Here is a 21,664-nt window from a genome sequence, read left to right on the forward strand (position 1 = left end):
TGGAGGAGAAAGCGATTTCAGCATCTTAGCCCTTGCTAAGTGCTAGAAATCGCCAGAGAGGGATTCAGCGCGATAGATGCAATCCCCTCACTTGGATTTTCAAGAAAATCCTTTCTCCCCCACAAGGGAGAGATGGGCATCAATCGTCGTGCTAAACCGGCCGAACCAAAATGTGCTTCTTCTTGCCGAGAGAAAGCTTGACCACGCCGTCAGCCGTAACTTCGGACGTTCCGACCTTCGCCTTTTCGTCGGCAATGCCGATGTCGTTTAGCCGCACCGCGCCGCCCTGGATATGACGGCGCGCTTCGCCGTTCGATCCGGCAAGCCCTGCCTTGACGAGAAGTGTCAGGATGCCGATCCCGGCCTCGAGTTCACTGGTGGCGATCTCGATGGTCGGCAGATTGGTCGCCAGAGCGCCTTCCTCGAATGTTTTGCGCGCGGTCTCCGCCGCTTCTTCCGCCGCCTGTCGCCCGTGAAGCAATGCAGTGATTTCAGTCGCCAGGACCTTTTTTGTCTCGTTGATCTCCGCACCGCCCGAGGAGGCAAGCCGTGCAATCTCGTCCAGCGGCAACGTGGTGTAGAGTTTGAGGAAACGCTCGACGTCGGCATCTTCCGTGTTGCGCCAGTACTGCCAGAAATCATAGGGGCTCAGCAGTTCGGCATTCAGCCAGATTGCTCCATTCATCGACTTACCCATCTTGGCGCCCGATGAGGTGGTCAGCAGTGGTGAGGTGAGGGCGTAGAGCTGCGGTGTCCCCAGGCGATGGCCAAGGTCGATGCCGTTGACGATGTTGCCCCATTGGTCTGACCCACCCATCTGCAGGCGCAGGCCGTAGCGCTTGTTAAGCTCGACGAAATCATAGGCCTGCAGGATCATGTAGTTGAATTCGAGGAAGGATAGCGACTGTTCGCGGTCGAGCCGCTGTTTGACGCTATCGAAGGACAGCATGCGGTTGACCGAAAAATGCTGGCCGACATCGCGCAGGAATTCGAGGTAGTTGAGCGGCAACAGCCATTCGGCGTTGTCGACCATCAGCGCGTCTTTCGGACCATTTCCGAAGTTCAGATAGTTGGAGAAGACCCGCTTGATGCCATCGATGTTGTTCTGGATTGTTTCCGGCGTCATAAGTTTGCGCGCCTCATCCTTGAACGAGGGGTCTCCAACCATGCCGGTGCCGCCGCCCATCAGGGCGACTGGACGATGACCGGTCTTCTGCATCCAATGCAGCATCATGATCTGCAGCAGGCTGCCCGCATGCAAGCTGGAGGCAGTCGGATCAAAGCCGATATAGGCTGACACGGTTTCCCGGGCGAAGAGCGCATCCAGACCCGCATCGTCGGAGGTCTGATGGATGAAGCCGCGCGTGGAAAGCGTGTGCAGAAATTCGGATTTGAAGGCAGACATGAACATTTTCCTGATTGAATCGGCGTGCACGAAATGCGTGCCGTGTGAGACGGAGCCGTTAAGAGCAAATTTTGTCCATATGAAGCCAGTTCTGTTTCTCGGCTGGCGGCCAACCACTTTGTCAGGCGGCGTCGTCCGATGGAAACACATCGGCCTCGCCAAATCCCTCGACCTTGAACCAAATTCCCTCCAGCAGAACGGCTTCCTATAGACAAAACTTGCTCTAACATCATTCTCTATCGAATCACAAGAAAGGCAGTGTCTTGGCGGCGATACGGCGTGCAATCGGCCTGATGAGCGGAACGTCCATGGACGGAATCGACATCGCCCTCCTCGAAACCGATGGCCGCGCCGAGGTACGGCGGGGTCCTTCGGACTTCATGCCATATGAAACTGCGTTCCGGCGCCAGATCGAAGCTGGACTTGAGGATGCGAAATCGATCAGGACGAGAGATCAGCGCCCCCGAGAGCTGACAGCTGTCGAAAAGGAACTGACGAAGCGCCACGGCGACGCAGTGCTCAAGTTCCTGTCAGACTGCAAGATCAGCAAGGATGATATTGATATCATTGGCTTTCATGGACAGACAGTCCTGCATCGCCCACTGGAGGGCCTGACCGTTCAACTTGGCGACGGCAAGATGCTGACGGAAATGACGGGCATTCCGGTCGTCTATGACATGCGGGCCAATGACATGATACACGGCGGGCAAGGCGCACCGCTCGTGCCGGCCTATCATCAGGCGCTTGCCGCACGCGTTCCATTCGAGCTCAGCAAGGGCAAGCCGGTCGTCTTCGTCAATATTGGCGGCATTTCCAACATCACGATCATTTCAGACGGTGAAGACCCGATCGCTTTCGATACCGGACCAGGAAACACGCTTATCGATCAGTGGGTGTCTGACAAGGCCGGGATCGCCTACGACGCGGGCGGTTCGATCGCCAGCGAGGGGCAGATCATTGCCAATATCGTAACGCGCTACCTGGCGAAACCATTCTTTGACCTGAAACCGCCCAAGTCGCTGGACCGCAACGATTTTACCCTGGCGGATCTTGGCGATCCCGAACTGGCCGATGGAGCGCGGACCCTGGCGCGCGTTACAGCCGAAGCGATCCTCATGGCCGGTGCCTACGCGCCGGACAAGCCATCGCTCTGGATCATTTGCGGCGGCGGCCGCAAGAACACCACGATCATGAAAGATCTCGCGGAAGGCGCTGCGACCATCAGGGCAAGTGTCATCGTCGCGGAAGATTTGGAGTTCAACGGCGATTCGATGGAGGCCGAAGCCTGGGCCTATCTTGCGGTGCGGGCGCTGGATGGATTGCCGCTGACATGGCCGACCACAACCGGCTGCAACGCCCCCGTGTCCGGGGGCGTGCTGGTAAAGCCCTTTTAGCGCAATCGCTTCGGCTTCGCTTCGACCAACTCGCCATTCAGGCGGCGGTCAAGATAGTCGGAGCATTCAGCGATGACTTCGTCGGTCATGCCGGAGAAGAAGTGGTTGGCACCGACCATCGTCTTCTGTGTAATGGTGATACCCTTCTGCGTCTTCAACTTGTCCACAAGACCCTGAACGTCCTTGGGTGGTGCGACCTTATCCTGATCCCCGTGAAGGATCAGGCCGGACGAGGGGCAAGGTGCAAGGAACGAGAAATCATAGGTGTTTGGCTGTGGCGCCACTGAGATGAAGCCTTCGATCTCCGGCCGGCGCATGAGCAGCTGCATGCCGATCCAGGCGCCGAAGGAATAGCCCGCGACCCAGCAGGTCTTGGAGTCCGGATGCAGCGACTGCACCCAGTCGAGAGCACCAGCGGCATCCGACAACTCGCCTGAGCCATGATCGAATTCGCCCTGACTGCGGCCAATGCCACGGAAGTTGAACCGCAATGTCGTGAAGCCGCGTTGCTGGAACATGTAGAACAGATCGTAGACGATCTTGTTGTTCATGGTGCCGCCAAACTGGGGATGCGGATGGAGGACGATCGCAATCGGGGCATTTTTTTCCATTGAAGGCTGATATCGGCCCTCAAGGCGTCCCGCTGGTCCATTGAAAATAACTTCAGGCATGTATACTCCACTCTTCGCTATGGGGCTCTTCTTGACACGCCGGGCTTGACGGCAATCAACAGCACCCATAAAACCAGTTTAGAACCGTTCAAAACTGGTATAGAATTTTATCTCGGAACGGCTTAATAGGCTGGTCCGAGGCGGAATTTCAAGAAAATTGCGCTTTTCGACGGCGCAGAGTTCAAAAGAACAGGATTGAGAAGCAGGCATGGCCCGAAATCGCGCCTATCTGGACTACAATGCGAGTGCGCCGCTTGTCCCGGCAGCGCGCGATGCAGTTGTCCATGCTCTGATGCAGATTGGCAATCCGTCTTCCGTTCATCTGGAGGGCCGTGCCACAAAGGCGATTCTTGAGGCAGCGCGCCGCGATGTCGCTGCTCTCGTGAATGCCAAGCCCGATTATGTGGTGTTTACATCGGGTGCGACCGAGGCAGCTTCAACTCTTCTGACCCCGAACTATGTGATGGGGCGGGCGCCGATGCGCATGTCCCGGCTTTATGCAGGCGCCAGCGAACATCCATGCATCCTTGCCGGCGGGCAGTTTTCTCCAGAACAGATCGACAAAGTGCCGGTGGATGGCAATGGCTTGCTCGACCTTGAGCGATTGCGCGCTCTGCTAACTGCACACGACCGCAGTCAAGGTTTACCCTTGGTTGCCGTGCAGGCGGCCAACAATGAAACGGGCGTTTTGCAGCCAGTCGAAAAAATTGGCGCGCTGGTGAAGGAATTCGGCGGGCTGTTCGTGGTTGATGCGGTTCAGGCAGCGGGACGTATTCCACTCGATATTGCAATATGTTCTGCCGATTACCTCATCCTGTCTTCGCACAAGATTGGCGGACCGAAAGGCGTCGGCGCAATTATTGCCGTTTCCGATCTGGTGATGCCGAAGGCGCTGGTTCGCGGCGGCGGACAGGAAAAAGGCCATCGCGCCGGCACGGAAGCCCTGCCGGTGATTGCCGGTTTTGGCGCGGCTGCGCGTTTGGCGCGCGAGTGCGTGAGTTCTGGTGGCTGGCCGGCGCGAACTCGCGAGACTATAGAGCACGGAATTCACGCGATCGCACCCGACGCCATAATCTATGGTGAGACTGTGGAGCGGCTTCCGAACACCACTATGTTCTCGATGGCGGAAATGAAAGCGGAAACCGTGCAAATAGCTTTCGATCTTGCCGGAATTGCGCTATCGGCAGGGTCTGCCTGTTCTTCGGGAAAAGTCGGCCCCAGCCATGTGCTGGCGGCGATGGGATATGGCGATGGGATGGGAGGTCTGCGGATCTCCACAGCGCCTGAAACCAGCGAAGAGGACATCGCGCTTTTCCTCGACGCGCTGAAAAATATCGTCGCGCGGCGCGACCGGCCGAAGCCGCCTGCCGCTGATGCGGCGTAGAGAATTTCGATTATCGGCAAATTATAGCCGGTAATTGCAAAAAATCCGGTGAATGCCGGTGTTAAATCGTGCAATTGCACATTACATAGAAGGCAAATATTCAAGACGACATACGCCTTGACGTTTGCAACTGCGGGGCCTTGACCCCCGCGTGGATGGAGAACGCCAATGCCTGCCGTGCAGGAAACTATTGATCGTGTCCGTACGCTGGATGTGGACCAGTACAAATATGGCTTTGAAACCCTTATCGAGATGGATAAGGCGCCCAAGGGCCTGAACGAAGACATTATCCGCTTTATCTCTGCCAAGAAGAACGAACCGGAATGGATGCTGGAATGGCGTCTGAAGGCTTACGAACGCTGGCTGACGATGGAGGAGCCCACATGGGCACGCGTCAATTATCCGAAGATCGACTTCCAGGATATGGTCTACTTCGCCGGTCCAAAGAACCAGACTGGCCCGTCTTCGCTTGCTGATGTGGACCCGGAACTGCTGCGAACCTATGAGAAGCTTGGAATTCCGCTGAAAGAGCAGGAAATTCTTGCTGGCGTGCGCAAGGTCGGCGAACCGGGCCCGGATGATGAAGAAGAAGCCAGCGACAACGTCTATAAGTCAGGCCGCGTCGCGGTGGATGCCGTATTCGACAGTGTCTCGGTTGTGACCACGTTCAAGGCGGAACTCGCTAAAGCCGGCGTCATCTTCTGCTCGATCTCGGAAGCGATTCGCGAACATCCCGAGCTGGTGAAGAAGTACCTCGCCACGGTTGTCCCGGTTTCGGACAATTTTTACGCGACGCTGAATTCGGCAGTCTTTACCGACGGCTCGTTCGTCTATGTGCCGAAGGGTGTGCGCTGCCCGATGGAGCTGTCCACCTATTTCCGCATCAATGAGCGGGATACGGGCCAGTTCGAACGGACGCTCATCATCGCCGAAGAGGGCGCTTATGTGTCCTATCTCGAAGGTTGCACAGCGCCGCAGCGCGACGAAAACCAGCTGCATGCAGCGGTCGTCGAGCTGATCGCACTGGACGATGCCGAGATCAAGTATTCGACGGTGCAGAACTGGTTCCCCGGCGATGCGGAAGGCAAGGGTGGCATCTACAACTTCGTCACCAAGCGCGGCGATTGCCGCGGTGTCAATTCCAAGATTTCGTGGACCCAGGTCGAGACCGGTTCGGCGATCACCTGGAAATACCCATCGGTCATCCTGCGCGGCGACAATTCACGCGGCGAGTTCTATTCGATCGCCGTATCGAATGGTCATCAGCAGATCGATAGCGGTACAAAGATGCTGCATCTCGGCAAGAACACGTCGAGCCGCATCATCTCCAAGGGTATTTCAGCCGGCAAGTCGAACAACACCTATCGCGGCCAGGTTTCGGCGCATCGCAAGGCTGAGAACGCCCGCAACTTCACCCAGTGCGACTCGCTGTTGATCGGCAATGATTGCGGAGCGCATACGGTGCCCTATATCGAGGCAAAGAACGCCACGGCGCAGTTCGAGCACGAGGCAACCACCTCGAAGATCTCCGAAGATGCGCTGTTCTATGTGATGCAGCGCGGTATTCCGGAAGAAGAAGCAATTGCGCTGATCGTCAATGGTTTCGTCAAGGAAGTCATTCAGGAGCTGCCGATGGAATTTGCGGTTGAAGCGCAAAAGCTCATCGGCATCAGCCTCGAAGGCTCAGTCGGTTAATGGCCCCGGTCATGAAGGAAGAGCTCGACAGACTTCGCCGGCGCTACAAGGAGCTGGGCGAAGTCATCGACGACCTCACGGATACGTTGGGTCATGCTTCCTCCGCGACCGAAAGCGTCCTCGAGCCAGAGCTGATTAGGGCGCGCAAGGAGCTGTCATCAGTGGTCGAGCGGCTAAAGAGCCTGAGCGGCGAGACCTGATAATTTGGGCGGCGTGCGCCATCGACTGACAGGATCAACATTTATCATTGGGATCGCCAAGGCTGATCCCCGGAATTCGAAAAGGTAGTACCTATGCTGGAAATCAGAAACCTTCATGCGAAGATCGCAGACACCGACACCGAGATCATCCGTGGTCTGAATCTCACCGTCCAGGCTGGCGAAGTCGCGGCGATCATGGGGCCGAATGGTTCGGGTAAATCGACGCTGTCCTATATCCTCGCGGGCCGCGAAGATTACGAGGTCACAGAAGGCGACATTCTCTACAACGGCGAGTCCATTCTCGAGCTCGACCCATCAGAGCGCGCTGCCAAGGGCATCTTTCTGGCATTCCAATACCCGATGGAAATACCCGGCGTCGCTACAATGGAATTCCTGAAGGTGGCGATGAATTCGCAGCGCAAGGCGCGCGGTGAAGAGCCGCTGAAAATTCCGGAATTCATTTCTCGGGTGAAGACCGCTGCCTCGTCGCTGGACATGGATATTGCCATGCTCAAGCGCCCGCTCAATGTCGGTTTCTCCGGTGGTGAGAAGAAGCGTGCTGAAATCCTGCAGATGAAACTGCTGGAACCGAAGCTTTGCGTTCTCGATGAGACCGATTCCGGGCTCGACATCGATGCCCTCAAGATCGTCGCCGATGGCGTCAATGCCTTGCGTTCGCCGGACCGCGCCGTGATCGTGATTACGCATTATCAGCGCCTGCTCGATTATATCGTGCCGGACAGCGTGCACGTTCTCTACAAGGGTCAGGTGATCAAGTCGGGCGACAAGGACCTTGCACTGCATCTCGAAGAGAATGGCTATGCCGATATTATCGGCGAGGCAGCCTGAGGATCGCTATGATGAATGTTCATACAGGACGCCAGCCCACAGCCGCTGAATCGGCGCTGGTCGACGCTTTTGTCGACCGGATGGGCGACCTACCCGGGAACAGCGAGATAACCAGTGCCCGCGACAACGCCATAGAGGCGTTGAAGACACAGGGCCTGCCGTCGCGCCGTGTTGAGGCCTGGCACTATACGGACCTGCGCACATTGCTGCGCAGTGTTGCCGTCTATGACGAGACAGCAGGAACCAATGCCTTGCCGCCGGTTATCGCCGGTTCGGCGGTGGCTACCGTTTCCAATGGTGTGGCTCTTGTTGCCCCGCGTGTTGAAGGCATTGAATTCACCAAGTTCAGCGACAAGCTGATCGATGGCTCGGTTATCAGCCAGCTTGCCATTCGTGATGGCGACGATGCGATCGGCCAGATCAATGCGGCCTATGTGACCGATGGATGGGCGGTATCGTTTGCCGATGGTCTGCAGCTGGAGGCACCGCTCGAATTGCAGAACGCGCAGCTGCGCGGGCAGGGGCATGTGCGTTTTCCGGTCAAGTTCGGCAAAGGCGTCAAGGCAACGATTATCGAACGGCAGACCGGCGGCGAGGGCGAAGGCTTTTCGACGAGCGTCAGCAACGTAACCGTTGCCGACAACGCGGAAATTACCTGGATCATCCTGCGCGAGCAGGGCATCCATGCCACCCAGCTGGCCCAGTTCACCGCGACGCTCGGTGCCAACGCCAGGCTGACGCTTTATGTCGTCAATGCCGGCGGCAAGCTCGTCCGGCAGGAAGTCCATGTGCTGGTGAAGGGCGAAGGCTCTGACTTCCAGCTTCGCGGAGTGAATCTGCTCGGCGGCGACAGCCACACCGATGTGACGATGACACTTGGCCATCTGGTCGAAAACACGACATCGGTGCAGATCATCCGCAATGTGGTGACGGACCAGGCACGCGGCGTGTTTCAGGGTCAGATCAAAGTTAACAAGATCGCCCAGAAGACCGATGCCCGTATGGCGTGCAACACACTGCTGCTTTCTGACGATGGCGAATTCGATGCCAAGCCGGAGCTCGAGATCTTTGCCGACGATGTGGCTTGCGGCCACGGCGCGACTGTTACCGAAATCGATGGCAACCACCTGTTCTATCTGCGGGCGCGCGGCATTCCGGAAAACGAAGCGCGTGGCCTTTTGATCAAGGCTTTCGTTGCTCAAATCGTCGAAGAGCTGGAAAACGAGCCACTTGTCGAGGCGCTGGAGGCGATTCTCGAAAAATGGCTCGCCGCACACGTCTAGTCGGTCGAACACAGCTAAATCTGCACGGGAAAGCGCGGCAATATGGATACGAAGATCATTCAAAGCAGCTACGACGTAGAGGCGATCCGCCGCGACTTTCCCATCCTGTCGCGTGAAGTCTATGGCAAGCCGCTGGTCTATCTCGACAATGGCGCTTCGGCTCAAAAGCCGCAGGCTGTGATCGACATGATCACGCATACCTATCGAGAAGAATATGCCAACGTGCATCGCGGCCTGCACTTCCTGTCGAACGCAACCACCGATGCCTATGAAAAGGCACGTGAAAACGTTCGCCGGTTCCTGAATGCCGGTTCTGTTGATGAGATCGTGTTCACGAAGTCTGCGACGGAAGCGATCAATACCGTCGCCTACGGCTATGGCATGCCAAACATGGGCGAAGGCGACGAGATCGTGCTTTCGATCATGGAGCACCATTCGAACATCGTGCCGTGGCATTTCATTCGCGAACGTCAGGGCGCAAAGCTCGTCTGGGTGCCTGTCGATGATCAGGGTGCATTCCACATCGAGGAATTCGAGAGCCGGCTAACAGAACGCACCAAACTCGTGGCCATCACCCATATGTCGAACGTGCTCGGCACCGTGACGCCGATCAAGGAGATCGTCCGCATCGCCCATGCGCGCGGCATTCCCGTGCTGGTCGACGGCAGCCAGGGCGCCGTGCACCTCCCGGTGGACGTGCAGGATCTCGGCTGCGACTGGTACATTTTCACCGGACATAAGATTTACGGTCCATCTGGCATTGGCGTGCTTTATGGCCGCAAGACCATGCTTGAAGCGATGCGGCCTTTCCAGGGCGGCGGCGAAATGATCGAAGAGGTGACGGAGGATATTGTCACCTACAATCACCCGCCGCACCGCTTCGAAGCGGGCACCCCACCGATCGCCCAGGCGATCGGACTTGGTGCGGCGATCGAGTATGTCGAGAAGATCGGTCGCGCCGCCATTCTCGCGCATGAGGAAAATCTTCGCGACTATGCGCATGAGCGGTTGCGGCAGATCAACTCCTTGCGCATTTTTGGCGATGCCAAAGATAAGGGCGCGATCATTTCCTTCGAACTGGAAGGCATTCATGCGCACGACGTATCAATGGTGATCGACCGTGCCGGCGTTGCCGTGCGGGCAGGGACACACTGTGCTCAACCGCTCTTGAAGCGCTTCGGCGTCACTTCGACATGCCGTGCCTCATTTGCCATGTATAATACGAGAGACGAGATCGATGTTCTCGCCGATGCGCTGGAAAAGGCGCGGAAATTCTTTGGGTGATGACGATGACCGACAAAGTCGAGACACTGGAAAAAGACGAAGCGACGCTCGCTGACGCCGGTTCCGTGCATACCGGGGTTGGGACAGCGTCCGCATCTGCCATTCCGGCCGAAGAACTGGCACGCATGACCGATGATATCATCGGGGCACTGAAAACCGTTTATGATCCGGAAATTCCGGCCGATATTTATGAACTTGGCCTCGTCTACAAGATCGACATCGAGGATGATCGCTCGGTGAAGATCGAGATGACATTGACGGCCCCGGGCTGTCCGGTTGCTGGCGAAATGCCCGGATGGGTGCAAGATGCGGTTGGCGCCGTCGAAGGCGTCAGCTTTGTCGATGTCACCATGACCTTCGATCCGCCCTGGACACCGGACCGCATGTCTGAAGAGGCGCAAGTCGCCGTCGGCTGGTACTAGGGCGCTTCGCAGCCTTCCGGCACGCTCTCCTCGAAGGGTTTTTCGGATTTCTCCAGCGTTCCATCGAGGATCGATAGCGGTACATAGGGTACGCCCTGAATCGCCGGGTTGGCGAGCCTCAGGCGATAGCAGCCGTTAAAGACCGTGGCAGTACCGTCCTTGGCGGCGGATTTGATCGCCAGCGGCTGGCTCCAATAGGCGGAACCGGCTGCGCCTTCGCCCACGGCCTTTCCGAACCGCACCTCCACCGAGGCAGTGTTTTCGTAACCTGCCTGGAATTGCGGGAAGGGCTGCGGCGGATTGTCGGGAGAATAGTAGCTGTAGGCGCGGGCGTATTCGCCTCTGTTGATCGCGTTGTAGTAGGATTGGATCAACGTTTCCGGTGTGCTGCGATTGTCGAGGTATTCCGGCGGTGTCTGGGGGGCTGCTTCCGCTGATTGCTTTGGCGCCGGTGTTTCTGCGGGTGCTGTTGCTTCAGGCTGTTTGGTTTCCTGAGCCAGCAATGGTGAAAGGTCAAGCGCCAGCGCGGCTATGCTGCAAAGAACGAGATGGCGATAATGCATGATTTCAGCCTTCTGCCGGTCGTGTTTGTGGGTCTGAAGCAGTTTGAACACTTGCAGTGACGGTTGTGTAACATTAACTATGGTACTGAGTGATCGTTCCGCGATCTCGAACAAGAGAGATGAGAAATGGGTCGTTTTTCTGTCATGACGTTGACTGACGCCGCCGCACAGCGCGTAAGCGAGATTGTGGCGACGCGCGAGAATGCGCTCGGCATTCGCGTCGGCATCAAGAAAGGCGGCTGCGCCGGCATGGAATACATGATCGACCTCGTCACGGAAGCGAAAGCTGGCGACGATGTCGTCGAAAAGGACGGCTCGAAGGTCTTCGTCGCGCCCGAAGCCGTTCTCTACCTCCTCGGTACGCAAATGGACTTCGAAGTGACGAAGTTGCGCACCGGCTTTGTCTTCAACAATCCTAACCAGACATCCGCTTGCGGCTGCGGCGAATCGGTCGAACTGACGCCGGCAAAGCCTGAAGCGATCGCTTCCGCCGCTTCCTGACGTTTCGCCATGGACAATGATGCGATCGAGGATCTGTTTTCAGGCCTCGGCCCTGTCACCATCAAGCGTATGTTTGGGGGCAAGGCGATATATTTCCAAGGGTTGATCATCGCGCTTGAAGTGCAGGATGAAATTCTCCTGAAGGCCGACGAAGTTTCGGCGCCCGCTTTCCAAGCTGCCGGCTCCAGGCAATGGCGTTATGAGCGCAAATCGAGAAAACCCGTCGATATGCCGTACTGGTCCATCCCCGAAGATGCTTTCGACGACCCGGACATCATGACCGAATGGGCCAGGCTTGCCCGCGAGGCATCATTGCGCCGGGCAAAGTAAGGCTCACGCCAGACCGCGCTGCCGAACCAGATCGATGGCGTGAAGTGTCGGCAAGGTCAGGCGTTCCGGTAGTTCGTCGAGGGAGAACCAGTCTATCCCGCCGTGCTTGTCGGGTTCGAGCAGTTGCATCTCACCGGAATAACTCTGCGCCAGGAACAGGACACCCAGCCAATGCTGCCGTTCGTCATGGAAGAGCTGCTCGCTGAGGCCGAGGAGAGCGATTGCTCCAGCCCGGAGCCCGGTTTCCTCGAGGGCCTCGCGGCGAATAGCCTGTTCGGCGGTTTCGAGAAAGTCCACTTTGCCGCCGGGGATGCCCCAGGCGCCGGCCTCAGGGCTTTTCTTGCGTTTCAGCAGGAGGATATGGGCATCTCTCAAGAATACGATGCCGCATCCAACGCCGGGTGACTGCACGAGCAAGCCTCAGATTTTGGTGTCGATCAGCATGAATGCCGGAATTTCGTCACCGAAACCGACCGGTGCCGAGCCCATGTCGTCGCGGTCGCGGCGGTGGTCTCGGCGCGGTTCGGCATGCGGGACGCGAGCGCGGCGCTGCTCGTTTTCGGCCTTGATAGCAGCCTTTTGCGGCTTCTCCGCCGTGCGGATGACCGGCTGTTCCTCGACTGGCTGAACGTCGGCTTCCTTTGCCCTCTCGGCAGCAGCGATGATGTCGATTTCCGACTGCGGCCGCTCGCGTTCGCGGCCTTCATTGCGCGGCCGGCGTTTCGGCTCGGCTTTACCCCGGGCGCGACCACGGCGCGGCGCTTCGTCCGGCTCCGTCGAGACGGGCAGGGTGGAAAGATCGCCATCGTGCCAGATGATATCCTCGCCAATCAGCTTTTCGATCGACGCGAGATATTTGGTATCGGCCGGCGTCACCAGGGTGAACGCCTTGCCGGAACGTCCGGCGCGGCCGGTACGGCCGATACGGTGCACGTAATCTTCCGAATGGATCGGCACGTCGAAATTGAACACATGGCTGACGTCGGGAATATCGAGACCGCGTGCGGCGACATCTGAGGCGACGAGAAGCTTGAGCTTGCCGTCCTTGAAGTTCGCCAGCATCGTGGTCCGGGCACGCTGATCCATGTCGCCATGCAGGGCGCCGGCATCGAATTCATGCTTCACCAGCGAGCGGAACAGCTCGGAGACATCCTTCTTGCGGTTGCAGAAGATGATCGCGTTCTTCAGGCCTTCGTCCTCGGCGCGGATCAGGTCGCGCAGCACGGCGCGCTTTTCCCAATCCTTCTTGCCGGATTTGACCAGCTTCTGTTCAACCGTCTTGGCGGTCGTCGCCGCCTTGGCAACTTCGATGCGGACGGGCGAATGCAGGAACTGTTCCGTCAGTTTTGTGATTTCCGGCGGCATGGTGGCCGAGAAGAACAGCGTCTGGCGGGTGAAGGGGATCAGCTTGCAGATGCGCTCGATGTCCGGGATGAAACCCATGTCGAGCATGCGGTCGGCCTCGTCGATGACGAGAATATCAACAGCGCTCAGGAGCAGCTTGCCGCGCTCGAAATGGTCGAGCAGGCGGCCGGGCGTTGCGATCAGCACGTCGGCGCCGCGTTCGAGCTTGCGCAACTGATCGTCGAAGGACACGCCGCCAATCAGCAGCGCGACATTGAGACGATGGTTCTTGCCATATTTGACGAAGTTTTCCTCGACCTGCGCTGCGAGTTCGCGCGTCGGCTCGAGGATCAGCGTGCGCGGCATGCGGGCCCGGGCACGGCCCTGCTCAAGCAGCGTCAGCATGGGCAGTACGAAAGAAGCGGTCTTGCCGGTACCGGTCTGCGCGATGCCAAGGACATCCTTGCGTTGCAGCGCATGCGGGATGGCGCCAGCCTGGATCGGTGTCGGAATTGTATATCCTGCTGCTTCTACAGCATTGAGCACTTTCGGTGAAAGGCCCAGATCGGCAAAGGTGGTCAAAGGAGGTTTAACTTTCTATCTGCAGTCATTGCGGTGCGGTCCGTCCTCGGCCAAAGCGTCAGACGCTCGAATTGCACAGCGTTTTGCTGCAATGGCGTTACGGCGCGAACCAGCAAAAGTCAACTCTCAGGTGAGGACACATTTAAGAGTTTGTTACAATTGTCCGCCATTTTATTCTAATGTTGTCAATAAAGGAACTGTTCCTTGAGAATTCGTTCGTTCCAGGAATGGTTCTTGTCAAACAGAATGGTCGCCCGCAAATGAGATGCTTCCTCGACCGTGACGGATAGAACGGACTTTACTTCCGTGTGATCGGCGACCGCATTGACCGGCCGCTTCTCCGGTTCGAGAATATCAAAACGCACAGTCACCCGGTTTGGCAGGAGCGCACCGCGCCAGCGCCGGGGGCGAAAGGCGGAAACCGGGGTGAGGGCCAGCAGCCGCGCATCGAGGGGGATTATTGGCCCCTGCGCGGAGAGGTTGTAGGCGGTAGAGCCGGCGGGGGTTGCCACCATGACGCCGTCGCAGATCAATTCTTCCAGCCGCACCTTGTCGTCGACGGTGATCCTGATCTTCGCTGCCTGGTAGGACTGGCGCAGCAGCGAGACTTCATTCAGCGCAAACGCCGTAAACTCACCGTCTTCGACGGACTCCGTAACCATCTTCAAAGGCCGGATGGTCTCGGCATGCGCTGCCTCCACGCGTTCCTTCAATCCGGTGCCGCTGTATTCGTTCATCAGGAAGCCGACGGACCCACGGTTCATGCCATAGATCATCTTGCCCTGGTTCATGTAGTTCTGCAGCGTCTGCAGCATGAAGCCATCGCCGCCAAGCGCAACGATGACATCGGCATCCCGCGCTTCGGCGCCACCGTAGATCCGGGTCAGTTCATGCTGCGCCTCGTCGGAGTCCGGCGTGCCGGAGGAAAGAAAAGCAAATGTTTCGATTTTCCGGTTCATGGCTGCCTGCATGCGCGAATGACTGAGGACCTATCGCCTAGCACGCCATGACCCATCTGGCAAAACGCGGGGCGATCAAAAAAACTGTAAAATTATCGCGCAGGGCTGTTTTTTCGTTTTACAGATCGGAGGTTTGTGCTAATCGGACGCCGCTGCCCTTGTAGCTCAGTTGGTAGAGCATCTGATTTGTAATCAGAGGGTCGGGAGTTCGAGTCTCTCCGGGGGCACCATTTTTCCTCAATGAAATTTTGACTTGTCAGGAACCTGCAGGCGACCCGGTTCGCTTGTGGGCTAAATTGAGCACAGCGCCGATTTTCGCAGGCGGAATAACAGCCGCCCCGAACCAAGCAACCGCCGACATCGCGCCAAAAATGATCGATACCCAAACCATGCTAATCTCCTCTCCATTGTGCAATCCGCGCTATCGCCGCGTAGGGATCTCGCGCCCAAGGAACTTGGCAACCTCGTCAATGGTTTCCACCACACCGTAAGTCTTGCCGTCGATGGTATATTGCGGTGATATTCCGTTAAAACTCGTTATTGAGTTTTCCCTATAGATTGGTCCGCGACGACGACTCAGTTCTTGCTTTGCGAAAGGCATTCGAAGGTTTTCAAGTTGCTTTTTCCTCTCCTTGATCGTCTTACCTAGATCAGTCGTGAAGCAGGCTGTGTGCTGATCCATCGTCCTGAGAACCTCGTATGCTCCAAGCGTCCAAAACCAAAAGAAGTTGTAAGCTTTCAAGAACTCCGATGTGCTGGCCGCGGTGTTCGGACCTATAGCGTTACTCAGCATCGTTTGATTTCTTCGCCCATCTCGCCCACTGCCCGGGCTTGTGTGTTTGTGTAGACTGAAAACTTCATGAGCGGATTATCGTTCAGCATTTTCTCCATTGCCGCATTCTGATGGTCCGTGGTGTTGCTCATTCCTTGTCGCTCACCGCCCTGATGGCTCGTTGGAATCGCAAGCATTTGCCGATGAATGATCACACCAAGCTATGGATGAAATCGTATATCTATCCCATGCATTGACCAAGTTGTGTGTTAGTACCATCGTCAAATCTATCGATGACTCGGGCCGACTATAGTGCTGCAGCCGAGATTCGAACAGGGTCGACACCGTGACCGACGACAATATTAATCGCTTGAAATTGACCTTCGAGCAGGCAGAGGGCGTTGCCCCGCTGCCACGACAGTTGGAGTTGCAAGAAGTTTCGCCAGAGCTGCGAGCACAGCTTTGGCAATACATTCACGATTCAATCGTGAGCGCGATGAAGTCTGGAGAATACGGCCTATATGTCGGCGGAAGTTGGCAATCGATTTTGCGTTCGATGCATGTCGATCACTACCATCGTATGATAGACGATTTTGTTAGCGATTGGGGCGTTCATAAGAAGCTGCTGCGACGCGTTTTTCAGGATGGCTCTTACACGGCAGTCTTCGGATTTCTGCAGTGGATACTACGGCATCGAACGCAGCCAAGCCACAATTTCTCTAGCGAAATTGATGCTCGCTTAGCTCGGTGTCGATCGGCCTATCGTGTCGTGAATGGCAACACGATTGTTCCGGTCTCCTCACCAGAAGAAAAGCAAACACTGGACCGCGCATTCGCCGACCTCGCTTCCACAGAGTTCAACGGGGCACGCCAGCACTTGAAATTAGCTGCTGAGCGGGCAACGGCGGGAGACTGGGCTGGAAGTGTCCGGGAAAGTATCAGTGCGGTGGAATCAACCGTGAAGTGTATCGACCCAGATGCGAAAGAACTCCGGCCCGCGCTCGCTGCGTTAGAAAAGCAGGGCACCGTTCATGGTTCGCTAAGGCAAGGGTTTCTCAATTTGTATGGGTACACGAGCGATGAAAAAGGCGTCCGTCACTCGCTGTTAAAAGATGATGCCGCGAAAGTGGATCAGACCGAAGCGCTCTTTATGCTCGGGGCCTGTGCAGCATTCGTCTCATACCTGATCAACAAAGGCCGAGGATCGGGACTAATCAGCAAGTAGCGCCCTCCAAAGCGGGTATAAAGACGTGCTGTTGCCTGAAATCCGGGCCCGTCGCTTGGTGGTTTGATCCTTTTGGCCACTCCATCTTGCAAAATTCCTGGCCTCGCGCTTGGATAGGATAGCATTTGCCGCTCAACGGGAATTATTTGCGGTTCCCGTTGCGAGAGCAGTTCGCGGGTTTTCTCTGCGCGAGCCCGCCCTATCTTTGTGATCCAGGACAAGGAGACCGCCATGTGCCGCAACATCAAAACGCTGTTCAACTTCGACCCGCCAGCGACCCAGGAAGAAATAGATGCTTCCGCGCTGCAATTCGTGCGCAAGCTCTCCGGCTTCAACAAGCCGTCGCAGGCCAACGCGGAGGTGTTCGACCGGGCTGTCGCGGAAGTGGCGGATGCGTCGCGGCGTCTGCTTTCATCCCTGCACACGCATGCGCCGTCGCGTGACCGGGATGTCGAAGCCGAAAGGGCACGCGAGCGCTCAAGGGCAAGGTTCGCATAAACAAGGGTAAGCCGGGGGTGAATGGTCCGCCGGTGCGCTATGATAGTCCCGAAGCCGCCTATCCGCGGACGTTTCTCATGCTGACGAGATACAGCAGCCCGTAGGTCAGGGCGAAGGAGGCTAAGCTGGGAAGCAAATAGTCAATCATAATGCTCATCTTGCCCTAACTATATTGGCGAGAAAATGTTCCATTTTCACTATAGCATAAATGCAAAAGGTTGGGTTTCGGTTTACGCCTTCCTTTATCCTATAAATATTTTGGTGGGCTTGCGCCAGCCTGGAAAGCCGAAAATCCACATCGAAAGCGAGTCGGGCGAAGCACGGCCGCCTTTAACGGATTGGCGCGATTCGAATGTGTTCCTGCCTTCACCTGCCGGGGGCCGAAGGCGGGTGGACACGCGGCACGCCCGGGAGCGATGCCGGCATCTTACCCAAGCCGGATCCTTGGAAAGTTCAAACGGGATAACTTCGCAATGATCTCTCCATGGTGGAAAAGCATCCGCCTCTCCGTCATCCTCGGGCTCCTCGATCTCCGTCATCCTCGGCTCCTCCTTCTCCGTCATCCTCGGGCTTGACCCGAGGACCCACGGCAAGGGTGCGCCTTCCATGAACCACGCGATATGCATTCCCGAGAATTGCTAAGATCAATGAAGCGTGCCGCCGGAACTATCACTCCGCTGGATCCCGCCGAGTTTTGTGCAAATGTACCCCTCCTTTGCCGTGGGTCCTCGGGTCAAGCCCGAGGATGACGGAGAAGGATGTGCCCTGCAACTACGGAGAAGGCCCTGCAACTACGGAGGGATGTGCCCCGCAACTGCCGGAGAGAGGCGCTCGCCGAACAATGCACAATGGGACACAGTTCACCAGGAACGCAGCGCAATCAAAAATAATCCCGCCAACTTATCCACGTCTTCCAAACCTCGTTTATGCTAACCCGGTCCTTTTCACGGGGAACTGCTTCCGGAGCCGTTCGAAGCGGGGAAAGGACCGGCGCCTCCGATGGCGGGAAACGGACCCGCTGTCCGGGGACGTTCTGTCCAAGGGTTCCCCTGCCGGTACTAGGACCGGCGCGTGCTGGACGAGCACTCTAAGGGGCACGTAGGTGACGCATGGACTCAGAGAATGAGGGCGTGGCGGGGGGAGAAACGTGACGGCCTTTTCGACGTTCTTGATCACTTTCTCGATTCGAACTTGCCGAAGTCCGGCTTTTGACAGACAACGTTGACGTAAAGGTAATGCGAATCTGCTCGTGTTGTCAGGCAATTGGAATTGGGAGGTTTCCATATGGCATATGATGCGGACGCCATCGTCATCGGCGCCGGGCTGGCGGGGCTGGTAGCGGCGACGGAGCTGGCCGATGCCGGAAAACGGGTGATCATCCTCGATCAGGAACCTGAGCAGACCCTTGGCGGACAGGCGTGGCGATCCTTTGGCGGCTTGTTCTTTGTCGATTCTCCCGAGCAGCGGCGCTTGCGCATCAGGGATTCGCGCGCGCTTGCCCTGCAGGACTGGATGGGCTCTGCAGCTTTCGACCGGGACGAAGATCACTGGCCGCGCCGGTGGGCAGAGGCCTATATCGATTTTGCCGCCGGCGAAAAGCGGTCCTGGCTGCATGCGCAGGGCATGCGCTGGTTTCCCGTTGTGGGATGGGCCGAACGTGGCGGATCGCTGGCCACAGGGCATGGCAATTCCGTGCCGCGCTTTCACATCACCTGGGGAACGGGAACCGGCGTGGTCGAGCCATTCATTCGCCGTGCCCGCGAGGCCGAACAAAACGGGCGCATTTCCTTCCGCTTCCGGCACCGGGTGACAGCGCTCGTCACCAACGCGGGATCGGTTGATGGAGTCGAGGGTGAAATCCTTGTGCCAAGTGATGTCAAACGCAGCGAACCAAGCTCACGCATCGTCGCTGGTTCTTTCCGCTTGAGGGCACAGGCCATCATTGTCTCGAGCGGCGGCATTGGCGGCAATCATCATCTGGTGCGCAGGAACTGGCCAAGGCGGCTGGGCACGCCGAAACATTTGATCAGCGGTGTTCCGGATCATGTCGACGGGCTGATGCTCGGCATCGCGGAGCGGGCGGGCGCCCATCTGATCAATGGCGACCGCATGTGGCACTATGTCGAAGGTGTACACAATTGGGATCCGATCTGGACGAAACACGCGATCCGCATCCTGCCCGGGCCGTCCTCGCTCTGGTTCGACGCCGACGGAAATCGCTTGCCGGCGCCATGCATGCCCGGTTTCGATACGCTGTCGACGCTCGATTACATCATGAAGTCCGGTTACGATTATTCCTGGTTCGTGCTGAACCAGACGATCGTCAAAAAGGAATTCACGCTTTCCGGGTCGGAACAGAATCCCGATTTTACCAGCAAAAGCTGGCGGCAGGTGGCGAAACGCGCCCTGGGCGGCGTGCCCGCGCCGGTCCAGGCTTTCCTCGACAATGGCGAGGATTTCATCGTCGAGAAAGAGTTGCCGGATCTTGTGTGGCGCATGAATGCGCTGACCGGGGACAATCTCATTGATGAGCGCCGGCTGAGGGCCCAAATCGAAGCGCGTGATCGCGAAGTCGATAACCCCTACACCAAAGATGCACAGATCACGGCGATCCGCGGCGCCCGCAATTATATCGGCGACAGGCTGGTGCGCGTGGTTCCGCCGCACAAGATCCTTGATCCGAAGCACGGGCCCCTAATTGCAGTTCGGCTCAACATTCTGACGCGCAAATCGCTCGGCGGTATCGAAACAGACCTCAGCGCACGGGCGTTGAAGGCGGATGGTGAGCCGCTGGCGGGTGTCTATGCGGCAGGCGAGGCGGCCGGGTTTGGCGGCGGCGGCATGCACGGCTATAATTCGCTGGAAGGCACGTTCCTTGGCGGCTGCATCTTTTCAGGCCGGATAGCGGGCAGGGCGGCGGCGAAGTCCGTGTAGGTTCCAGGCAGGTTTGATCAGGCAGACAGGCGCATTGATCGAATGACGTTCGACAACACCTGGCTTACGGGCGATCAACAGGTATTGTTCCAGATAGATGCGTCATGAACGCTGGCCACGGATAATCATGTCGAACTGCACAACGTTCGAATAGATCGGCGTGCCGACATCCATGCCATAGCGTGAACGCATGACCTTGCCCTGAACATGAAAAGTGATCGAGTTCTTTCCATGGTCGGACAGATTGGCTTGAAAACTCGCCGGGCTGCTCTTGCCGCGTGCCGTCAGGATACCTGCCACTTCGGCTGTATCGGGGCTAGTCTGGGTGATCTGCGTGGACTTGAATGTGATCGTCGGAAAATTGGCGCTATCAAAAACCGCGTCGGACCGCAGGAAACTCTCGACACGGGCCTGTCCGGTGGAGACACTTTCCGGATAGAGCGTGAAGTTGATGGTTGACCGGCTAATATCCGAATTGTTGAGGGAGAACACGCCCGAGAATTTCTTGAAATTCCCGTTAATGCCGCCACCGCCGACCTGTGTCACGGTGAACGCGACGCGAGACGATGGCTGGATATTGTAGCGCCCTGCAACTTCGGACAGGGTGTCAGCTTGGGCACCCACCGGGGAAGCGGCAAGGAGCGCTGCAATACCTGCCCGGAGAACAGTCGAGAACAAACCGCTCGTGGTGCTCATGATGATTTTCCTGTCAGTTTGATTGCCTGGTGCCGTCTTTTGGCTGCATTCGGTCTCAGCATGCGTATCAGGACTGTATCTCGCTTCCAGAAATGGTGGTGCAGGGCGGCAAGGATATGCGCCACCGCGATGACGGCGGATAGGTAGGCAAGCCAGGCGTGGCTGGCCGACCAGAAAGCTTCGGCGCTGTCCGATATTGCGATTGGCAGCTGCGGGATCACCACCAGATTGAACATGAATGTCGGTATCTGCAGCGGCGAGCTCGATGCCACAGCCCATCCGGTCAGAGGCACAATGAACAGACTGGCATAGAGGGCAATGTGGGCCCCATGTGCCGCTACTCGTTCCATTTGGCCCATTGATGCAAGATCACGCGGTCGAGCATTCGCGGCTTTCCAGAGAAGGCGGAAGGCAGAGAGGCCAAGAACGAGGAAACCGAAGGATTTGTGCCACTGGTAGAGGCTAAACTGGAGGGTGAAATCGCTCACCCTGACCATCAGGTAGCCAAGCGCGATCTGGCCAAGGAAAATGAAGCCGATAATCCAGTGAAACAGGATCGACACTAAACCAAACGAATCCTTGGTGTTTCGCAGCATTTGTGCACTCCATCGCGCAGATCGACCTCATGAGATAGGGCCTGCCATGTGGTGAACACCGCTGGTTCGAATAATAT

Annotated in this window: 22 protein-coding genes and 1 tRNA gene; 14 read left to right on the top strand and 9 right to left on the bottom strand. The window is 57.3% G+C overall.

Features of this window, described 5'->3' with window-relative positions:
* Positions 1–151: 151 nt before the first annotated feature.
* Positions 152–1,405 carry a tyrosine--tRNA ligase gene (tyrS, locus tag CU103_RS07055; RefSeq protein ID WP_106663181.1) on the bottom strand — a complete coding sequence of 418 codons (1,254 nt, stop codon included), beginning with the start codon at positions 1,403–1,405 and terminating at the stop codon, positions 152–154.
* 263 nt (positions 1,406–1,668) lie between these two features.
* Here tyrS and CU103_RS07065 point away from each other — a divergent pair, with 263 nt between their 5' ends.
* Positions 1,669–2,799: an anhydro-N-acetylmuramic acid kinase gene (locus CU103_RS07065; protein ID WP_106663183.1), complete on the top strand. Its 1,131-nt coding sequence runs from the start codon at positions 1,669–1,671 to the stop codon at positions 2,797–2,799.
* Here the strand turns inward: CU103_RS07065 and CU103_RS07070 are convergent.
* Positions 2,796–3,470, bottom strand: a complete 675-nt coding sequence (locus CU103_RS07070; RefSeq protein ID WP_106663184.1) for an alpha/beta hydrolase — start codon at positions 3,468–3,470, stop codon at positions 2,796–2,798. The genes CU103_RS07065 and CU103_RS07070 overlap by 4 nt on opposite strands.
* 208 nt (positions 3,471–3,678) lie before the next feature.
* On the opposite strand from CU103_RS07070, the gene CU103_RS07075 reads away from it, so the two are divergent.
* The 7 genes from CU103_RS07075 (at position 3,679) to CU103_RS07105 (ending at position 10,587) form a co-directional block, all read left to right on the top strand.
* Positions 3,679–4,854, top strand: a complete 1,176-nt coding sequence (locus CU103_RS07075) for a cysteine desulfurase family protein (RefSeq protein WP_106663185.1) — start codon at positions 3,679–3,681, stop codon at positions 4,852–4,854.
* 168 nt (positions 4,855–5,022) lie between these two features.
* Positions 5,023–6,549: a Fe-S cluster assembly protein SufB gene (sufB, locus tag CU103_RS07080; protein ID WP_106663186.1), complete on the top strand. Its 1,527-nt coding sequence runs from the start codon at positions 5,023–5,025 to the stop codon at positions 6,547–6,549.
* Positions 6,549–6,749, top strand: a complete 201-nt coding sequence (locus CU103_RS07085; protein WP_106663187.1) for a hypothetical protein — start codon at positions 6,549–6,551, stop codon at positions 6,747–6,749. The genes sufB and CU103_RS07085 overlap by 1 nt, the downstream gene beginning before the upstream one ends.
* Before the next feature lie 93 nt (positions 6,750–6,842).
* Positions 6,843–7,598, top strand: a complete 756-nt coding sequence (gene sufC, locus CU103_RS07090; protein WP_106663188.1) for a Fe-S cluster assembly ATPase SufC — start codon at positions 6,843–6,845, stop codon at positions 7,596–7,598.
* An 11-nt stretch (positions 7,599–7,609) separates the two neighbouring features.
* Positions 7,610–8,881: a Fe-S cluster assembly protein SufD gene (gene sufD, locus CU103_RS07095; protein ID WP_106663352.1), complete on the top strand. Its 1,272-nt coding sequence runs from the start codon at positions 7,610–7,612 to the stop codon at positions 8,879–8,881.
* A gap of 42 nt (positions 8,882–8,923) precedes the next feature.
* Positions 8,924–10,165 carry a cysteine desulfurase gene (locus CU103_RS07100; protein ID WP_106663189.1) on the top strand — a complete coding sequence of 414 codons (1,242 nt, stop codon included), beginning with the start codon at positions 8,924–8,926 and terminating at the stop codon, positions 10,163–10,165.
* 5 nt (positions 10,166–10,170) lie between these two features.
* On the top strand, positions 10,171–10,587 hold the full coding sequence (locus CU103_RS07105) for an SUF system Fe-S cluster assembly protein (RefSeq protein ID WP_245448641.1): 417 nt from the start codon (positions 10,171–10,173) through the stop codon (positions 10,585–10,587).
* Here the strand turns inward: CU103_RS07105 and CU103_RS07110 are convergent.
* Positions 10,584–11,150 carry a Cif family virulence factor gene (locus CU103_RS07110; RefSeq protein ID WP_113172853.1) on the bottom strand — a complete coding sequence of 189 codons (567 nt, stop codon included), beginning with the start codon at positions 11,148–11,150 and terminating at the stop codon, positions 10,584–10,586. The genes CU103_RS07105 and CU103_RS07110 overlap by 4 nt on opposite strands.
* A gap of 126 nt (positions 11,151–11,276) precedes the next feature.
* Here CU103_RS07110 and sufA point away from each other — a divergent pair, with 126 nt between their 5' ends.
* Together sufA and CU103_RS07120 are read left to right on the top strand one after the other, a co-directional pair.
* Entirely contained in the window at positions 11,277–11,651 is a 375-nt protein-coding gene (gene sufA / locus CU103_RS07115) for a Fe-S cluster assembly scaffold SufA (RefSeq protein WP_106663191.1), read from the top strand.
* A 9-nt stretch (positions 11,652–11,660) separates the two neighbouring features.
* Positions 11,661–11,981 carry a TfoX/Sxy family protein gene (locus CU103_RS07120; protein WP_106663192.1) on the top strand — a complete coding sequence of 107 codons (321 nt, stop codon included), beginning with the start codon at positions 11,661–11,663 and terminating at the stop codon, positions 11,979–11,981.
* A gap of 3 nt (positions 11,982–11,984) precedes the next feature.
* Here the strand turns inward: CU103_RS07120 and CU103_RS07125 are convergent, their stop codons facing one another.
* The 3 genes from CU103_RS07125 to CU103_RS07135 form a co-directional block, all read right to left on the bottom strand.
* Positions 11,985–12,392, bottom strand: a complete 408-nt coding sequence (locus CU103_RS07125; protein WP_106663193.1) for an NUDIX domain-containing protein — start codon at positions 12,390–12,392, stop codon at positions 11,985–11,987.
* Positions 12,393–12,401: 9 nt separating this feature from the next.
* Positions 12,402–13,907 carry a DEAD/DEAH box helicase gene (locus CU103_RS07130; RefSeq protein ID WP_106663194.1) on the bottom strand — a complete coding sequence of 502 codons (1,506 nt, stop codon included), beginning with the start codon at positions 13,905–13,907 and terminating at the stop codon, positions 12,402–12,404.
* A 185-nt stretch (positions 13,908–14,092) separates the two neighbouring features.
* A complete protein-coding gene (locus CU103_RS07135) occupies positions 14,093–14,866 on the bottom strand; it encodes an NAD kinase (RefSeq protein ID WP_106663195.1) in 774 nt (257 codons plus the stop codon).
* A gap of 154 nt (positions 14,867–15,020) precedes the next feature.
* Here CU103_RS07135 and CU103_RS07140 point away from each other — a divergent pair.
* Positions 15,021–15,096: transfer RNA gene (locus tag CU103_RS07140), tRNA-Thr, on the top strand.
* Between the two features lie 191 nt (positions 15,097–15,287).
* Here the strand turns inward: CU103_RS07140 and CU103_RS07145 are convergent.
* A complete protein-coding gene (locus tag CU103_RS07145) occupies positions 15,288–15,659 on the bottom strand; it encodes a hypothetical protein (RefSeq protein WP_106663196.1) in 372 nt (123 codons plus the stop codon).
* 325 nt (positions 15,660–15,984) lie between these two features.
* Between CU103_RS07145 and CU103_RS07150 the strand changes: the two genes are divergently transcribed.
* The 3 genes from CU103_RS07150 (at position 15,985) to CU103_RS07165 (ending at position 20,295) form a co-directional block, all read left to right on the top strand.
* On the top strand, positions 15,985–16,863 hold the full coding sequence (locus tag CU103_RS07150) for an AbiJ-NTD4 domain-containing protein (protein ID WP_106663197.1): 879 nt from the start codon (positions 15,985–15,987) through the stop codon (positions 16,861–16,863).
* Between the two features lie 231 nt (positions 16,864–17,094).
* Positions 17,095–17,361 (top strand): DUF2277 domain-containing protein, encoded by a 267-nt coding sequence (locus CU103_RS07155; protein WP_106663198.1) that lies wholly within the window; start codon positions 17,095–17,097, stop codon positions 17,359–17,361.
* A gap of 1,284 nt (positions 17,362–18,645) precedes the next feature.
* The gene (locus CU103_RS07165; protein WP_106663200.1) at positions 18,646–20,295 is read left to right on the top strand and encodes an FAD-binding dehydrogenase; all 1,650 of its coding nucleotides are present in this window, start codon (positions 18,646–18,648) and stop codon (positions 20,293–20,295) included.
* Between the two features lie 102 nt (positions 20,296–20,397).
* Here CU103_RS07165 and CU103_RS07170 read toward each other — a convergent pair whose 3' ends face one another.
* Entirely contained in the window at positions 20,398–20,991 is a 594-nt protein-coding gene (locus CU103_RS07170) for a YceI family protein (protein ID WP_106663201.1), read from the bottom strand.
* Positions 20,988–21,587 (bottom strand): cytochrome b, encoded by a 600-nt coding sequence (locus CU103_RS07175; protein WP_106663202.1) that lies wholly within the window; start codon positions 21,585–21,587, stop codon positions 20,988–20,990. Before CU103_RS07175 ends, CU103_RS07170 begins: the two co-directional genes overlap by 4 nt.
* Positions 21,588–21,664: the final 77 nt, after the last annotated feature.

It is taken from the genome of Phyllobacterium sophorae (genome assembly GCF_003010965.1).
Lineage (GTDB): Bacteria > Pseudomonadota > Alphaproteobacteria > Rhizobiales > Rhizobiaceae > Phyllobacterium > Phyllobacterium sophorae.

What these genes read in the sequence shown, in the direction of transcription:
- tyrS (WP_106663181.1), bottom strand. Translation starts at nt 1,405, where the DNA reads ATGTCTGCCTTCAAATCCGAATTTCTGCACACGCTTTCCACGCGCGGC.
- CU103_RS07070 (WP_106663184.1), bottom strand. Translation starts at nt 3,470, where the DNA reads ATGCCTGAAGTTATTTTCAATGGACCAGCGGGACGCCTTGAGGGCCGA.
- CU103_RS07075 (WP_106663185.1), top strand. Translation starts at nt 3,679, where the DNA reads ATGGCCCGAAATCGCGCCTATCTGGACTACAATGCGAGTGCGCCGCTT.
- sufB (WP_106663186.1), top strand. Translation starts at nt 5,023, where the DNA reads ATGCCTGCCGTGCAGGAAACTATTGATCGTGTCCGTACGCTGGATGTG.
- CU103_RS07085 (WP_106663187.1), top strand. Translation starts at nt 6,549, where the DNA reads ATGGCCCCGGTCATGAAGGAAGAGCTCGACAGACTTCGCCGGCGCTAC.
- sufC (WP_106663188.1), top strand. Translation starts at nt 6,843, where the DNA reads ATGCTGGAAATCAGAAACCTTCATGCGAAGATCGCAGACACCGACACC.
- sufD (WP_106663352.1), top strand. Translation starts at nt 7,610, where the DNA reads ATGAATGTTCATACAGGACGCCAGCCCACAGCCGCTGAATCGGCGCTG.
- CU103_RS07100 (WP_106663189.1), top strand. Translation starts at nt 8,924, where the DNA reads ATGGATACGAAGATCATTCAAAGCAGCTACGACGTAGAGGCGATCCGC.
- CU103_RS07105 (WP_245448641.1), top strand. Translation starts at nt 10,171, where the DNA reads ATGACCGACAAAGTCGAGACACTGGAAAAAGACGAAGCGACGCTCGCT.
- CU103_RS07110 (WP_113172853.1), bottom strand. Translation starts at nt 11,150, where the DNA reads ATGCATTATCGCCATCTCGTTCTTTGCAGCATAGCCGCGCTGGCGCTT.
- sufA (WP_106663191.1), top strand. Translation starts at nt 11,277, where the DNA reads ATGGGTCGTTTTTCTGTCATGACGTTGACTGACGCCGCCGCACAGCGC.
- CU103_RS07120 (WP_106663192.1), top strand. Translation starts at nt 11,661, where the DNA reads ATGGACAATGATGCGATCGAGGATCTGTTTTCAGGCCTCGGCCCTGTC.
- CU103_RS07135 (WP_106663195.1), bottom strand. Translation starts at nt 14,866, where the DNA reads ATGAACCGGAAAATCGAAACATTTGCTTTTCTTTCCTCCGGCACGCCG.
- CU103_RS07145 (WP_106663196.1), bottom strand. Translation starts at nt 15,659, where the DNA reads ATGCTGAGTAACGCTATAGGTCCGAACACCGCGGCCAGCACATCGGAG.
- CU103_RS07155 (WP_106663198.1), top strand. Translation starts at nt 17,095, where the DNA reads ATGTGCCGCAACATCAAAACGCTGTTCAACTTCGACCCGCCAGCGACC.
- CU103_RS07165 (WP_106663200.1), top strand. Translation starts at nt 18,646, where the DNA reads ATGGCATATGATGCGGACGCCATCGTCATCGGCGCCGGGCTGGCGGGG.
- CU103_RS07170 (WP_106663201.1), bottom strand. Translation starts at nt 20,991, where the DNA reads ATGAGCACCACGAGCGGTTTGTTCTCGACTGTTCTCCGGGCAGGTATT.
- CU103_RS07175 (WP_106663202.1), bottom strand. Translation starts at nt 21,587, where the DNA reads ATGCTGCGAAACACCAAGGATTCGTTTGGTTTAGTGTCGATCCTGTTT.